Origin of the sequence: Sediminicoccus sp. BL-A-41-H5 (genome assembly GCF_050632405.1) — a bacterium.
In the GTDB taxonomy this organism is placed as follows: Bacteria; Pseudomonadota; Alphaproteobacteria; order Acetobacterales; family Acetobacteraceae; genus Roseococcus.
On record NZ_CP192601.1, the window covers coordinates 3519316 to 3532157 of the forward strand.

Genomic DNA, 12842 nt, shown 5'->3' on the forward strand with positions numbered 1-12842 from the left:
CCATAAGTTGCATTTTTCGTGATTCCACCGCCATCCTGCCCGTACAAGACGAGGCCAGGATGGCGCTGGAGGCATTGCTCAGGGAGGTTTGGCGCCAGCGCATGGGCGTCCTGCTGTGTTGTGCCCTGGTCTATGCCCTGGCAGCCACGCTGGTCTGGAACTGGCCGCGCAGCTATGTCGCCACCGCCATCGTGGCGCCCTCCGAGACGACGGGGATCGCCACCTCCTCGCTGCTCACGCCTTCACCCTTCCTGCAGCCCTCCCTGCTCGACCAGCGGCCGGGCGGCAATTTCGCGGTCTATCTGGCGGCCTTGCGCGCGCCCGAAGCGGCGGCTGTCCTGGCGCGCGACACGCCGCTGCTGGCGCAGATCGAGGCGCGCCGGGCCGCGCTCCCGCTCGGGCCGGTCCGCCGCCTGCTCGGCCTGCGCCTCGTGGCCGACTCGGATGACGCGCTGAGCTTCCTGGAGCGCAATTTCGCCGCCACCCCCTCGCTCACCTCCGTCACATGGACGCTGGAACTGGTCCACCGGGACCGGGATTCCGCGCTCGACCTGCTGCAGCGCCTGCATGCCCAGGCCGAGAGCCGGGTGCGCGAGACGCTGGCCGAACTGGCCGGGCGCCGCATCGCCGCGCTCGAGGCGCGGTTGCGGATCGAGCCCGATCTCTTCCTCCGCAACAGCCTCTATGACCTGTTGGCGCAGCAGCAGCGCGCGGCGCTGGTGGTGGCGGCGGATGAGGCGGCGGCGGCGCGCCTCGTCTCCGTGCCGATGGTGGAGATCCGGCCCTCGGTGCCCAACCGGCCGCTGCTGCTGGTGCTGCTGGCGATCGTCATCCCCGGTGCCGTGCTGCTTGCGGTCACCTGCCGCATCCTGCTGCGGCCGCCCTTGCCGGCCGGCCTGGCCCCCACCTGGCGCCCGCCCGCCGAGCCCGCGGCGCCCCGCAAGGAGCCGATGCTGACGCGCCTGCCCGGCGGCGACGGCGCATGATCCGGACGGCGCCGCTCTTCGCCGCGCTGGCGGGGCTGGCCGGCGCGGTGCTGCATTTCGCCGGCGCGCTGAAATCCACCCAGGCGGTGGCGGCGCTGCCCTTTGACATCACGCTGCTGGCGCTGCTGGCCCTGCTGGGGCTGCTGCCGCTGCTGCTGCTCGGCCGCGCCTGGCTGCTGTCGCGCGCGCTCGGCCCCCCGCTCGCCGCCTGCGGGCTGCTCTGGGCCTGGTGGGTGCTGGCCGCCGCCTGGAGCCCCTGGGGCGAGGGCGTGTCGGACCGCCTGCCGGAGGTGGTGCTGGCCGGGCCGCTGATGCTGCTGCTGGGCCTGCTGATCGGCGCCGATCCCGCGGCGCGGCGGGTCTTCGCGGCGGCGGTGATCGCGCTCGGCGCCTTCGTCGCGGCCTCCATCGCCTGGGGTCTCGCGACGGATGCCGTGGTGCTGGGCGGGCAGGTGGGGGCGGACCCCTCGCGTGTCCGGGTGCAATACCAGGTGGCGGGCCTCGCCATCGCCTGTGCCGCAGGGCTGGTCGCGCTGCGGGCCACGGCGGCGCGCGGCTGGCGGGCGATGTTCTGGCTCGCGCTGCTGGTGGCGCTGACGGTCGGCGTTCTGCTGCCGGGCGGGCGCGCGGCCCTGGTGGAGCTCTGCGCCGTGGTGGCCCTGGCCCCCGCCCTGCGCTGGCTGCTGCGCGGCCGCGTGGCGCCGGCGCTGGGCTGGATCATCCTGGTCGCGGGGGGCGGCGCGGCGGGGCTCGGTCTGCTTCTGCTCGACCCCGGGCGGGCCGAGGATCTCGCCACGCTGGAACGCTTCTTCCGCCCCGATGGCGGCCAGGATTCCGCGCGCGACATCCTCTGGGGCGAGGCCTGGCGCCTCGCCGGCGTGGCGGGCCTGGGCCCGGGTGGTTTTCCGCCAGCCATCGGCGTCGGCCAGGATCGCGGACTGCACCCGCACAACCACGCGATCGAGGCGCTGGTGGAGGGCGGCGCGGTCGGCCTGCTGCTCTGGCTCGCGGCCTTCGGGGGCGCGGTCCTGCTGGCGCTGGCCCGGCTGCCGCGCGTGGCGCCGGAGCGCGCGGCGCTGATCCTGGCGCTCACCCTGCCCATCGCGATGACGGCGATGGTCTCGACCGACCTTGGCAACCGCATGGTGTGGTTCGCGCTCGGCCTCGTGCTTTCGCTCGGTGTGGAGGCGCGGGATGGCTGAGCGCGGCGCCTATGCGCGCTGGGGCAAGCGGGTCTTCGACATCGCGGGCGCGGCGCTGCTGCTGCTGGCTGTGCTGCCGCTGCTCCTCGCCACGGCGCTCGCGGTGCGGCTCATGCTGGGCTCGCCTGTGCTCTTCCACGAATGGCGCGCGGGGCGGGGTGGCGCAGCTTTCCGCATCGTGAAGTTCCGCAGCATGGCGCGCGGCCCGGGCAGCGACCTGCTGCGCCTCTCGCGCTTCGGGCGTGCCATCCGGGCGCTCGCGCTGGATGAGCTGCCCCAGCTTTGGCAGGTGCTGCGCGGCGAGATGTCGCTGGTCGGCCCGCGTCCGCTGCCGCTGGACTATGTGCCGCTCTACACCGCGCGGGAGGCGCTGCGGCTCTCGGTGCGCCCCGGCCTGTGCGGCCTCGCGCAGGCGGAAGGGCGCAATGCCGTGCCCTGGCCCGCGCGGCTCGAATGGGATGCGCGCTATGTGGAGCGCGTCACGCTCCGCGGCGACCTTGTCATCCTGGCGCGCTGCGCCTGGCTGCTGCTCACCGGCCGCGGCGCGCATGCGCCGGGCGAGGCGACCATGGCGCCGCTCACTTCAGCCAGAGGGGGTCCTTCAGCTTCGTGAGGAAGGCCTGGAAGGCCTCCTCCTGCTCGGGCGTGGGCTGCATGGGGCGCGGCGTGCGCGGCGCGCCGGCCTCGCGCAGGATGGTCTGCACCACGGGTGCCGCGCCGAGCACCAGCCCCGGCTGCCGCCCGCCCTTCAGCTCGAGATAGACCTCGGCCAGCAGCTTCACGTCGAGCAGCGCATTGTGCGTCGTGCGCTGCGAGAGATCGATGTTGTAGCGGCGGCAGAGCGCATCGAGGCTGTTCTGCGCGCCGGGGAAGGCGATGCGCGCCAGCGCGAGGCTGTCCACCATCCGCGCGGGGTCGAGCGTTGGCCGCTTGCAGCGGAACAGCTCCGCATCCAGGTGCTTGAAGTCGAAGGGCGCATTGTGCGCGACGATGGGGCTGTCGCCCAGGAATTCCAGCATCGCATCGGCGATGTCGGCGAAGCGCGGCTTGCCTTCCAGGTCGGCGCGGGTGAAGCCATGCACGCGGGTCGCTTCCGGCGGCACGTCACGCTCCGGGTCCACCAGCGTGTGGAAGACCTTGCCCGTGGGCATGAGGTTCACGATCTCGATCGCCGCGACCTCGATGACGCGATGGCCCTCCAGCGGCTCGAAGCCCGTGGTCTCGGTGTCGAGGACGACCTCACGCATCGCGCTGAGCCTGGACCAGGCGCCGCACGCGGGCCTGGGCGTGGCGGCGCGAGAGGCCGGTCGGGATCACCACATCGGCGCGGCGGCGCTTCTCGGCATCGGGCATCTGCCGCGCGAGGATGGCGTCGAGCCGCGCCTCGGTCATGCCCGGGCGCAGCAGCACGCGGCGGCGCTGCACGGCGGCGGGTGCGGAGACGACGAGGATCTTGTCGAATTCGCGCAGGTCTCGCCGCGTCTCGTAGAGCAGCGGGATGTCGAGCACGACGAGGCGCGCGCCGCGCCCGCGCCAGCGCTTGAGGAAGCGCGCCTGCTCGTCCCGCACCAGCGGGTGGATGATGCGCTCCAGCCGCTTCAGCGCCTCGGGCTGGCCGAGCACGGCGCGGCGCAGCGCCTCGCGATCCGTCGCACCCTCGCGCTCGCTGCCCGGGAAGGCGCGGGCGATGGGCCGCACGGCGCGGCCGCCCTTGGCCTGCAGCGCATGCACCGCGGCATCGGCGTCGAAGACGGGCACGCGCAGGCGCTGAAAGGTGCCAGCCGCGGTGGACTTGCCCATGCCGATGCTGCCGGTGAGGCCCCAGATTTTCATCGCGCGGGGATATCCGCGGCGACGATGCGGCGCAGTTCCTCATCCACCACGGGCGCCACGCCGAACCACGCCTCGAAGCCCGGCCGCGCCTGGTGCAGCAGCATCCCCAACCCATCCACGCCGGTCAGTCCGCGCGCGCGCGCGGCGGCGAGAAGCCTGGTCTCCAGCGGGACATAGACGATGTCGGCCACCAGCGCGTGATCGGGCAGGGGCGAGAGATCCAGCTCCAGCGGCGGCTGGCCCGCCATGCCGAGGCTCGTGCTGTTCACCAGCAGCGCGGCCCCTTCCAGCGGTGGCGCGGCGCTGACATGCAACGGCCCGCCCAGCGCCTGCGCCAGCGCCTCGGCGCGCTCGGGCGTGCGGTTCACCAGCGTCAGATGCGGGCAGCCCGCATCGAGCAGCGCGGCGGCGATGGCCCGCGCAGCACCGCCTGCGCCCAGGATGACCGCCGGGCCGCGCCGCGGGTCGTAATCGGGCAGGGAGGCAAGGAAGCCGAAGCCATCCGTGCAATCGCCGATGATCCGCCCCTCGCGGAAGACCAGCGTGTTCACCGCGCCGGCGCGATGCGCGCGCGGCAGCACCTCGTCGCAGACCGCGAAGGCGGCCTCCTTGTGCGGGATGGTGACGTTCATGCCGCGGAAGCCGGCCGCCATCAGCCCGCGCACGGCGGTGGCGAAATTCTCCGGCGCGATGGGCAGCGGCACATAGGCCGCATCCAGCGCGTGCCGCGCAATCCAGGTGCCATGCAGCAGCGGCGAGCGCGAATGGGAGACGGGCCAGCCCGTCACGCCCGCCAGCATGGCCTTCCCGGTGAGCATCAGCCGGTCAACGAGGGAACCAGCGTCGCCTGCATGGCGGCGCAGAGGCTCTCGGAGCCATCCTCGGCGCGCATCCAGACCTCGGCGCGGGCCACGGTGAGCGTGCGGCCGAGCTTCAGCACCTCGGCGCGGGCGATGGCGAGCACGCCGCGCGCGGGGCGCAGGAAGTTGACCTTCAGCTCCGCCGTCAGCACCTCCTGCCCCGGCGGCAGCAGGGAGAGGGTGGCGTAGCCGCAGGCATTGTCGGCCAGCGTGGTCAGCACGCCGGCATGCAGGAAGCCCTGCTGCTGCGTCATGGTCTTGCGGAAGGGCGCCTCGATCACGCAGCGGCCCGGCGAGACGGAGGCGATGCGCGCCTCGATCACGCGCATCAGCCCCTGCTGGGCGAAGCTCGCCTCGATGCGGGCCTGGAGGTCACGATGGGGCATGCTCATGGTCCGGTCTTTCTGGGGGGGGCGCGCGCGTCAGAGGCGCCAGCCCGTATGGATGGCGACGATGCCGCCCGAGAGATTGCGGTGCTGCACGCGCTCGAGGCCGGCCGCCGTCATCATGCCGGTCAGCGTCGCCTGGTCGGGGAACATGCGGATGCTCTCGGCGAGGTAGCGGTAGCTCTCCGCATCCTGCGCGATGCGGCCGCCCAGCGCGGGCAGTGCCTTGAAGGACCAGGCGTCATAGAGCGGCGCCAGCGCCGCCACCTCCAGGCGCGAGAATTCCAGGCAATGGAAGCGGCCGCCCGGGCGCAGCACGCGCCGCACCTCGCGCAGCACCGCGTCCTTGTCGGTGCAGTTGCGCAGGCCGAAGGCCATGCTGACCTTCTCGACGCTCGCATCCGGCAGGGGGATGTGCTCCGCATCGGCGCAGAGGAAGGAAAGGCCGCGCGCGAGCCCCTTCTTGAGGGCGCGCGACTGGCCGACCGCGAGCATCTCGGCATTGATGTCCGAGCAGATGACGCGCCCCGCGCCGCGCTCCAGCGCCAGGAAGGAGATGTCCCCCGTGCCGCCCGCGAGGTCGAGCAGCGTCTCGCCCGGCCGGGGCTGGATGGCGTTGACGAAGATGCGCTTCCAGGCCCGGTGCAGGCCGAGCGACATCAGGTCGTTCATCACGTCGTAGCGGGGGGCGACACTGTCGAAGACCTCGCGCACCAGCCCCGCCTTCTCCTCGGCGGCGACGGTGCGGAAGCCGAAATCGGCGGTGGTCTCGGGGTTCTCGGTCATCGGGCGGGTATAGCGGCAACAGGGCGAATCTGCCATGCGGGGGAGGCCAGAAAGAGGAGGCCGCCATCCCCGAATTGCCCGAGGTCGAGACCGTGATGCGCGGCCTCGCTTCCGTGCTGGACGGCCAGGTGATCCGCCATGCCGAGACGCGCCGCGCCGGGCTGCGCTGGCCCTTCCCTGCCGGGCTCACGGCCAGCCTGACCGGGGCGCGCGTGGCGGGCTTCCGGCGGCGCGGGAAATACATGCTGATGCGCCTGGAAGGGCGGGACAGCGTGCTGATCCATCTCGGCATGTCCGGCCGGATGGTGGCGCGGCACCGGGACGCCGCCCTCGTGCCCCGCCTGGCTCCGCAGGGCCTGGCCAGCGATGCCCGCGGCCACAACCAGCCGCCCGAGGCGCATGAGCACCTGGTGATGGAGACGGAAGGCGGCTGGCGCGTCGGCTTCGTGGACCCGCGCCGCTTCGGCTGCGTGGACCTGGTGCCCCGCGGGGCGGAGGAGAGCCACAAGCTGCTGGCCGGCCTGGGGCCGGAGCCGCTGGAGCCCGGCTTCACCGTGGCCGCGCTGGAGGCGGCGCTGAGCGGCAAGATCACCCCCATCAAGGCCGCACTGCTCGACCAGAAGGTGGTGGCCGGCCTCGGCAACATCTATGTGAGCGAGGCGCTCTACCGCGCCGGCATCTCGCCCCGCCGGCTGGCGGCCACCATCCCCGGCGCCCGGGCGGAGCGGCTGGTGCCCGCCATCACCTCGGTCCTGACCGAGGCCATCGCGGCCGGCGGATCGAGCCTGCGCGACTATGTGCGGGCGGATGGGGAACTCGGCGTCTTCCAGGAGCGCTTCGACGTCTATGACCGCGCGGGCCAGCCCTGCGCCCGCTGCCCGGGCCCGCCCGGCTGCCCGGGGATCACCCGGCTTGTGCAGTCGGGCCGATCCACCTTCTACTGCCCGAAACATCAACGCTGATGCGTCCGATGACCGGAGGGCCACATGGCCCGCAGGTCTGAATCGGCCGCGCAAAACATGAGGGACTGCCGATCATGGCCTACGAGATGATCCTGACCGAGACGCAAGGCGCCGTCGCCGTGATCCGGCTGAACCGGCCGCAGGCGCTGAACGCGCTCTGTGACCAGCTGATGGGCGAGCTGGGCGAGGCGCTGCGCGGCTTCGACGCCGACCCCGCCATCGCCGCCATCATCCTGACCGGATCGGAAAAGGCCTTTGCCGCCGGCGCCGACATCAAGGAGATGAAGGACCGGACGTATCCCGCCGTCTATTTCGAGGATTTCATCACCGCCCGCTGGGAGGCCGTGACGAAGATCAAGAAGCCGGTCATCGCGGCGGTGGCGGGCTTCGCGCTGGGCGGCGGCTGCGAGCTGGCGATGATGTGCGACATGATCATCGCGGCCGACAACGCGAAATTCGGCCAGCCCGAGATCAACCTCGGCATCATCCCCGGTGCGGGCGGCACCCAGCGCCTGACGCGCGCCATCGGCAAGGCCAAGGCGATGGACCTGGTGCTCACCGCCCGGATGATGGACGCGGCCGAGGCCGAGCGTTCGGGGCTTGTCGCCCGCGTGGTGCCGCTGGATCAGCTCATGGCGGAAGCCATGAAGGTTGGCGAGAAGATCGCGAGCCTCTCCGGCCCCGCCGTCGCCATCGCCAAGGAAGCCGTGAACGTCGCCTTTGAGACGACGCTGGCCGAGGGCGTGCGCTTCGAGCGCAAGATCTTCTATTCGCTCTTCGCGACCGAGGATCAGAAGGAGGGCATGTCGGCCTTCGCCGAGAAGCGCAAGCCGGCCTTCCGCAACCGGTGAAGCGGGATTCATACATCCCGGCTTGACGATGAGGGGGGCGGGGGCTTAGACCCTCCCCTCCTCGGGCGGTTCTGCCCGCCCCTGTCATTCACTCCAGCAGCGATCGCATCACACCGCCCATGGCCAACAATGCTTCCGCGCGCAAGCGCATCCGCCAGACCGAGAAGCGCACCGAGCGCAACCGCATGCGCCGTTCGCGCGTGCGCACCTTCCTGCGCAAGGTCGAGCTGGCGATCGCCGGTGGTGACAAGGCCCAGGCGGCCGCGGCCTTCCAGTCCGCCCAGCCGGAAATGCAGACGGCCGTGACCAAGGGTGTGCTCCATCGCAACACCGTGGCCCGCAAGATGTCGCGCCTCTCGGCCCGCATCAAGGCGCTGAACACCGCCTCGGCCTGAGCGCACCGTTACTTTACTGACAATTGAAACGGCTCTGCCGAGGGGAGGCAATTCTTCCCATGGCGGAGCTTTTTCTTGTGGTTGAACGTCATCGCATAGCGACTTGTTTGTCACACTGGGCGTGTTTTTCATAAATGGCGCCTGAACGGCTTCAAGCTCGGCTGAAACTCGCGGTAACGTTTCCAGGTTGCCGTGACGCTCACGCAGCGGGGCGGCAAGGTCGGTGTTGAGTTTGCCAGTGTCGAATACCGGGCGGCCCCGCCCTCAAAACGAGCAACCAATATGCGGCCTCCCCCGAGGAACGCGTTGAGAGACTGAGGACAGGGATGGATCAGGAAATGGGCGAGACCCCCCCGCCCAATGCCGGAAAAATCGCCGCCTGCTGGGCCCGCGTCCGCACACGCCTCCGCCAGGAGGTTGGTGACGTCGAGTACCGGAACTGGCTGCGGCAGATGAGCCTGGCCGGGGTCGAGGGGGATACCGTCCTCATCCATCTTCCCACCCGCTTCCTGCGGGACTGGGTGCGCGACCACTACGGGGACCGCCTGCGCCTGCTCTGCCAGGCCGAGATGCCCGGCGTCCGCCTGGTGGAGCTGCGCGTGCAGGCCGCCGCCCGCGCCGAGAAGCCCGCGCTCGAGCAGGAAGTGGCTGAGGCCTCGCCGCTCGCCGAGAGCCTTGCCCCCAGCGTCCCCGCCGCAGCGGCCGAGCCCGTCCGCAACGACTGGCTGGTGCCGCTCGACCCGCGCTTCACCTTCGACAGCTTCGTCGTCGGCAAGCCCAATGAATTCGCCCATGCCTGCGCCCGCCGCGTGGCGGAAAAGCCCGCCCAGGCCGGCTTCAACCCGCTCTTCCTCTATGGCGGCGTGGGCCTGGGCAAGACGCACCTGATGCATGCCATCGCGTGGTCGCTCAGGGAGCGCGATCCGAACCTCTCCGTCGCCTACATGTCGGCCGAGAAGTTCATGTATCGCTTCATCGCGGCGCTCCGCAGCCACAACACCATGGAGTTCAAGACCCAGCTGCGCTCGGTCCATGTGCTGATGGTGGATGACCTGCAGTTCCTGATCGGCAAGGACAACACGCAGGAGGAGTTCTTCCACACCTTCAATGCGCTGATCGACGCCGGCAAGCAGATCATCATCTCGGCCGACAAGGCGCCGAACGACCTCTCCGGCATCGAGGACCGCCTGCGCACCCGCCTCTCCGGCGGCATCGTGGCCGACCTGCACGCGACCACCTACGAACTCCGGCTCTCCATCCTCCAGTCCAAGGCCAGCCTCGCCGGCGTGGAAGTCCCGCCCCGCGTGCAGGAGTTGCTGGCCCGAAAGATCGCCTCCAACGTCCGCGACCTCGAGGGCGCGCTGAACCGCGTCGTCGCCCATGCCAAGCTCTTCGGGCGGCCCGTCACGCTGGAATCCGTGCCGGAAGTCCTTTCGGACATCCTGCGCGCGCATGACAAGCGTCTCTCGATCGACGACATCCAGCGCAAGGTGGCCGAGCACTACAATATCCGCCTGACGGAGATGGCCTCGGCCCGCCGCTCCCGCGCCGTGGCGCGCCCGCGGCAGGTGGCGATGTATCTGGCCAAGCAGCTCACCTCCCGCTCGCTGCCCGAGATCGGCCGGCGCTTCGGCAACCGGGACCACACGACGGTGTTGCACGCCGTCAACAAGATCACGGAGCTGATGGCCGAGGATCCCGCATTCGCGGAGGACGTGACCTTGCTCCGGAAGATGCTGGAGATGTGAGGGGCGCCGCCCCTCAGACCCCGGCAGGGAACTCGTTCCCTGCACCCTCGCTTTGACCGTTCCTGCCGGGATGCTACAGAAATCCCCGTATTGCGCGGCGATTCGCGCCATCGGACAGCAAGGGACCGGGAGAGATGAAGTTCAGCGTCGAGCGCGCCATCCTGCTCAAGGCCCTCGGGCACACGCAATCCGTGGTCGAGCGCCGGAACACCATCCCCATCCTGGCCAATATCCTGCTCGATGCGAAGGATGGCGCGCTCCGCCTCACCGCGACCGACATGGAAATCGCCATCGTCGAGGAAGTCCCCGGCGTGCAGGTGGCACGCCCCGGCCGCACCACAGCGCCGGCGGCGACCCTCTATGAAATCGTCCGCAAGCTGCCGGATGGCGCCACCGTCGAGCTCGACCACAAGGGCGGCGACGCGCCGCTGACGCTGCGCGCCGGGCGTTTCAGCACCAGCCTGCCGGTGCTGCCCGTGGAAGACTTCCCCTCGATGACCGAGGGCGCGCTGCCCCACCAGTTCAAGCTGGAAGCGGCCAAGCTGCGCGGCATGATCGCCCGCACGCGCTTCGCGATCAGCACCGAGGAAACCCGCTACTACCTGAACGGCATCTACCTGCACGTCGCCGAGGACGCCTCGGGCCGCAAGCTGCGCGCCGCCGCCACCGACGGCCACCGCCTCGCCCGCGTCGAGACCGACCTGCCGGACGGCGCCTCGACCATGCCCGGCGTCATCATCCCGCGCAAGACCGTGAACGAGCTGAACAAGCTCGCGGAAGAAACGCGCGACGAGGTCGAGTTCCGCCTCTCGGACACCAAGATCAGCTTCCGCGTCGGCACCGTCACCCTGACCAGCAAGCTGATCGACGGCACCTTCCCCGATTATGAGCGCGTGATCCCGCGCAACAACGACAAGGTGATGGAAGTCGGGACCCAGGCCTTCGCGCAGGCCGTGGGTCGCGTCGCCGCCATCTCCAGCGAGCGTTCGCGCCCGGTGAAGCTCAGCATCTCCAGCGACAACCTGCTGCTCACCGCCTCCAGCGCCGAGCAGGGCGAAGCGCGGGAGGAGCTGGACGAGGGGCTGGTCACCTATGCCGCCTCGCCCATCGAGATCGGCTTCCAGGCGCGCTACCTGAATGACATCACCGAGCAGGTGGGTGAGACGCTGCGCTTCAAATTCTCCGACGGCAGCGCGCCCACCGTGGTGCAGGACGCGGCGGATGACGACGCGCTCTACGTCCTGATGCCGATGCGGGTCTGACGCTCAGGACCATTCCAACCGGAGTTCGGTGACGGCCTTGCCCCATTGGGTGGCGGTCAGCCGCTCCACCTCCATGAAGCCCGCCTCGGCATAGAGGCGGGCGGCCGCCGGCAGTCCGTCCAGCGTCCAGAGATAGATGCGCGTGAAGCTTCGCGCCCGCGCGTGGTCCAGCGCCTCGCCCAGCAGCCGCCGGCCGAGACCGCCGCCGCGGAGCGACGCATCGAGGATGAACCAGCGCAGATGGCCGAGGCCGTCGCCCTCATCCTCCACCGCCACGGAGCCGAGCGCCCGGCCATCCCGCTCCACGCCGCGGAAGAAATCGCCCGGCGTCTTCGGCTTGGTGAGGAATGCGCCCAACTCGCGGGCCACCTTGGCTTCGAAGACGGCGCCGAAGCCGTGGCTCGCGGCATAGTGGCGGGCATGCAGCGCGGCGATGTCGCCCACCACGCCAGGGAACCAGCCCGTGTGGATCTTCACCCGGCCAGCTCGGTGCGGAAGAGGTCGAGCAGCTTCAGCGAGCCGTCGCCCTGCACCAGGTGCCAGAAGGTCCAGCCATTGCAGGAGGGCGCCTCCTGCACCGCGGCCCCCACGCCATGGATGGAGCCGCGCGCCGTGCCGCAGGCGATGGTGCCATCGGCGAAGACCTGCGCCGCCCAGCGGCGATGCCGGTCGGTCAGGGTGGCGCCGGGCTGCACCAGGCCGCGCTCCACCAGGCTGCCGAAGGCGATGCGCGGCTGCTCCTTGCGGGTCGGCGTGGGCGCCGTCTCGACATCGCCGAGCGGCTGGATCGCGGCGATGCGGCGCTCGGCGGCGGCGGCATAGGTGGGGTCGCGCTCGATGCCGATGAAGCGCCGGCCGAGCCGCTTGGCCACCGCGCCCGTGGTGCCCGAACCGCTGAAGGGATCGAGGATCACATCGCCCTTCTGCGTGCAGGAGAGGATCACGCGGTGCAGCAGCGCCTCGGGCTTCTGCGTCGGGTGCAGCTTGTTGCCGGCCTCGTCGCGCAGGCGTTCATGGCCGGTGCAGAGCGGGATGTACCAGTCGCTGCGCATCTGCAGGTCATCGTTCAGCGCCTTCATCGCCGCGTAGTTGAAGCGGTATTTCGCGTCCTCGCTGCGGGCGGCCCAGATCAGCGTCTCATGCGCGTTGGTGAAGCGCCGGCCGCGGAAATTCGGCATCGGGTTCGCCTTGCGCCAGATGACGTCGTTCAGGATCCAGAAGCCGAGATCCTGCAGCGCGGTACCGAGGCGGAAGATGTTGTGGTAGCTGCCGATGAGCCAGAGTGTGCCGTCCTTGCGCAGCACGCGGCGGCATTCGGTGAGCCATTCGCGGGTGAAGGCGTCATAGGCCGCGAAATCGGTGAACTGGTCCCAGGCGTCATCCACCGCATCCACCAGGCTGTGATCGGGCCGGTGCAGCGTGCCGCGGAGCTGGAGGTTGTAGGGCGGGTCGGCGAAGACGGCATGGACCGAGGCGGGCGGCAGCGCGCGCAGCGTCTCGATGCAGTCGCCCAGGAGAATCCTGTCGAGCGGTATCTCGAGGCCAGCGCCCAAGTCGAAGCATTCCCTTGC

At 70.6% G+C, this 12842-nt stretch carries 15 protein-coding genes; 8 read left to right on the plus strand and 7 right to left on the minus strand.

The window, feature by feature from the left end; all coding sequences use genetic code 11:
- The first annotated feature begins 101 nt into the window (after positions 1-101).
- Genes ACQ860_RS17215 through ACQ860_RS17225 form a run of 3 tightly spaced genes read left to right on the plus strand, consistent with a single transcriptional unit; the run spans position 102 to position 2801 of the window.
- The gene (locus tag ACQ860_RS17215) at positions 102-986 is read left to right on the plus strand and encodes a hypothetical protein (protein ID WP_431304563.1); all 885 of its coding nucleotides are present in this window, start codon (positions 102-104) and stop codon (positions 984-986) included.
- A complete protein-coding gene (locus ACQ860_RS17220) occupies positions 983-2188 on the plus strand; it encodes an O-antigen ligase family protein (protein ID WP_431304564.1) in 1206 nt (401 codons plus the stop codon). Before ACQ860_RS17215 ends, ACQ860_RS17220 begins: the two co-directional genes overlap by 4 nt.
- Entirely contained in the window at positions 2181-2801 is a 621-nt protein-coding gene (locus ACQ860_RS17225) for a sugar transferase (protein WP_431304565.1), read from the plus strand. Before ACQ860_RS17220 ends, ACQ860_RS17225 begins: the two co-directional genes overlap by 8 nt.
- Here ACQ860_RS17225 and dnaQ read toward each other — a convergent pair.
- From dnaQ to ACQ860_RS17250, 5 genes are read right to left on the minus strand one after another with little or no spacing between them, the layout of a single operon-like run.
- Positions 2767-3435 carry a DNA polymerase III subunit epsilon gene (dnaQ, locus tag ACQ860_RS17230; protein ID WP_431304566.1) on the minus strand — a complete coding sequence of 223 codons (669 nt, stop codon included), beginning with the start codon at positions 3433-3435 and terminating at the stop codon, positions 2767-2769. The genes ACQ860_RS17225 and dnaQ overlap by 35 nt on opposite strands.
- Complete coding sequence (gene coaE / locus ACQ860_RS17235) at positions 3428-4021, minus strand: dephospho-CoA kinase (protein ID WP_431304567.1); 594 nt, start codon at positions 4019-4021, stop codon at positions 3428-3430. Before coaE ends, dnaQ begins: the two co-directional genes overlap by 8 nt.
- Complete coding sequence (locus tag ACQ860_RS17240) at positions 4018-4839, minus strand: shikimate dehydrogenase (protein WP_431304568.1); 822 nt, start codon at positions 4837-4839, stop codon at positions 4018-4020. The genes coaE and ACQ860_RS17240 overlap by 4 nt, the downstream gene beginning before the upstream one ends.
- Positions 4839-5273, minus strand: a complete 435-nt coding sequence (locus tag ACQ860_RS17245) for a PaaI family thioesterase (RefSeq protein WP_431304569.1) — start codon at positions 5271-5273, stop codon at positions 4839-4841. The genes ACQ860_RS17240 and ACQ860_RS17245 overlap by 1 nt, the downstream gene beginning before the upstream one ends.
- Positions 5274-5303: 30 nt before the next feature.
- Positions 5304-6053, minus strand: coding sequence for a class I SAM-dependent methyltransferase (locus ACQ860_RS17250; protein WP_431304570.1), 750 nt, complete (start codon positions 6051-6053; stop codon positions 5304-5306).
- Between the two features lie 65 nt (positions 6054-6118).
- On the opposite strand from ACQ860_RS17250, the gene mutM reads away from it, so the two are divergent.
- The 5 genes from mutM to dnaN all read left to right on the plus strand — a co-directional run bounded on the left by mutM (position 6119) and on the right by dnaN (position 11271).
- Positions 6119-7015: a bifunctional DNA-formamidopyrimidine glycosylase/DNA-(apurinic or apyrimidinic site) lyase gene (gene mutM, locus ACQ860_RS17255; RefSeq protein ID WP_431305777.1), complete on the plus strand. Its 897-nt coding sequence runs from the start codon at positions 6119-6121 to the stop codon at positions 7013-7015.
- A 74-nt stretch (positions 7016-7089) separates the two neighbouring features.
- Positions 7090-7866 carry an enoyl-CoA hydratase gene (locus ACQ860_RS17260; protein WP_431304571.1) on the plus strand — a complete coding sequence of 259 codons (777 nt, stop codon included), beginning with the start codon at positions 7090-7092 and terminating at the stop codon, positions 7864-7866.
- A gap of 119 nt (positions 7867-7985) precedes the next feature.
- Positions 7986-8261 (plus strand): 30S ribosomal protein S20, encoded by a 276-nt coding sequence (rpsT, locus tag ACQ860_RS17265; RefSeq protein WP_431304572.1) that lies wholly within the window; start codon positions 7986-7988, stop codon positions 8259-8261.
- A 338-nt stretch (positions 8262-8599) separates the two neighbouring features.
- Entirely contained in the window at positions 8600-10009 is a 1410-nt protein-coding gene (gene dnaA / locus ACQ860_RS17270) for a chromosomal replication initiator protein DnaA (protein WP_431304573.1), read from the plus strand.
- A gap of 134 nt (positions 10010-10143) precedes the next feature.
- Positions 10144-11271 (plus strand): DNA polymerase III subunit beta, encoded by a 1128-nt coding sequence (gene dnaN, locus ACQ860_RS17275; RefSeq protein ID WP_431304574.1) that lies wholly within the window; start codon positions 10144-10146, stop codon positions 11269-11271.
- A 3-nt stretch (positions 11272-11274) separates the two neighbouring features.
- Here dnaN and ACQ860_RS17280 read toward each other — a convergent pair whose 3' ends face one another.
- On the minus strand, positions 11275-11748 hold the full coding sequence (locus ACQ860_RS17280) for a GNAT family N-acetyltransferase (RefSeq protein ID WP_431304575.1): 474 nt from the start codon (positions 11746-11748) through the stop codon (positions 11275-11277).
- Positions 11745-12824, minus strand: a complete 1080-nt coding sequence (locus ACQ860_RS17285; protein ID WP_431304576.1) for a site-specific DNA-methyltransferase — start codon at positions 12822-12824, stop codon at positions 11745-11747. Before ACQ860_RS17285 ends, ACQ860_RS17280 begins: the two co-directional genes overlap by 4 nt.
- Positions 12825-12842: the final 18 nt, after the last annotated feature.

Coding starts and splice junctions, on each gene's coding strand:
- ACQ860_RS17215 (WP_431304563.1), top strand. CDS start 102: ATGGGCGTCCTGCTGTGTTGTGCCCTGGTCTATGCCCTGGCAGCCACG.
- ACQ860_RS17220 (WP_431304564.1), top strand. CDS start 983: ATGATCCGGACGGCGCCGCTCTTCGCCGCGCTGGCGGGGCTGGCCGGC.
- ACQ860_RS17225 (WP_431304565.1), top strand. CDS start 2,181: ATGGCTGAGCGCGGCGCCTATGCGCGCTGGGGCAAGCGGGTCTTCGAC.
- dnaQ (WP_431304566.1), bottom strand. CDS start 3,435: ATGCGTGAGGTCGTCCTCGACACCGAGACCACGGGCTTCGAGCCGCTG.
- coaE (WP_431304567.1), bottom strand. CDS start 4,021: ATGAAAATCTGGGGCCTCACCGGCAGCATCGGCATGGGCAAGTCCACC.
- ACQ860_RS17240 (WP_431304568.1), bottom strand. CDS start 4,839: ATGCTCACCGGGAAGGCCATGCTGGCGGGCGTGACGGGCTGGCCCGTC.
- ACQ860_RS17245 (WP_431304569.1), bottom strand. CDS start 5,273: ATGAGCATGCCCCATCGTGACCTCCAGGCCCGCATCGAGGCGAGCTTC.
- ACQ860_RS17250 (WP_431304570.1), bottom strand. CDS start 6,053: ATGACCGAGAACCCCGAGACCACCGCCGATTTCGGCTTCCGCACCGTC.
- ACQ860_RS17260 (WP_431304571.1), top strand. CDS start 7,090: ATGGCCTACGAGATGATCCTGACCGAGACGCAAGGCGCCGTCGCCGTG.
- rpsT (WP_431304572.1), top strand. CDS start 7,986: ATGGCCAACAATGCTTCCGCGCGCAAGCGCATCCGCCAGACCGAGAAG.
- dnaA (WP_431304573.1), top strand. CDS start 8,600: ATGGGCGAGACCCCCCCGCCCAATGCCGGAAAAATCGCCGCCTGCTGG.
- dnaN (WP_431304574.1), top strand. CDS start 10,144: ATGAAGTTCAGCGTCGAGCGCGCCATCCTGCTCAAGGCCCTCGGGCAC.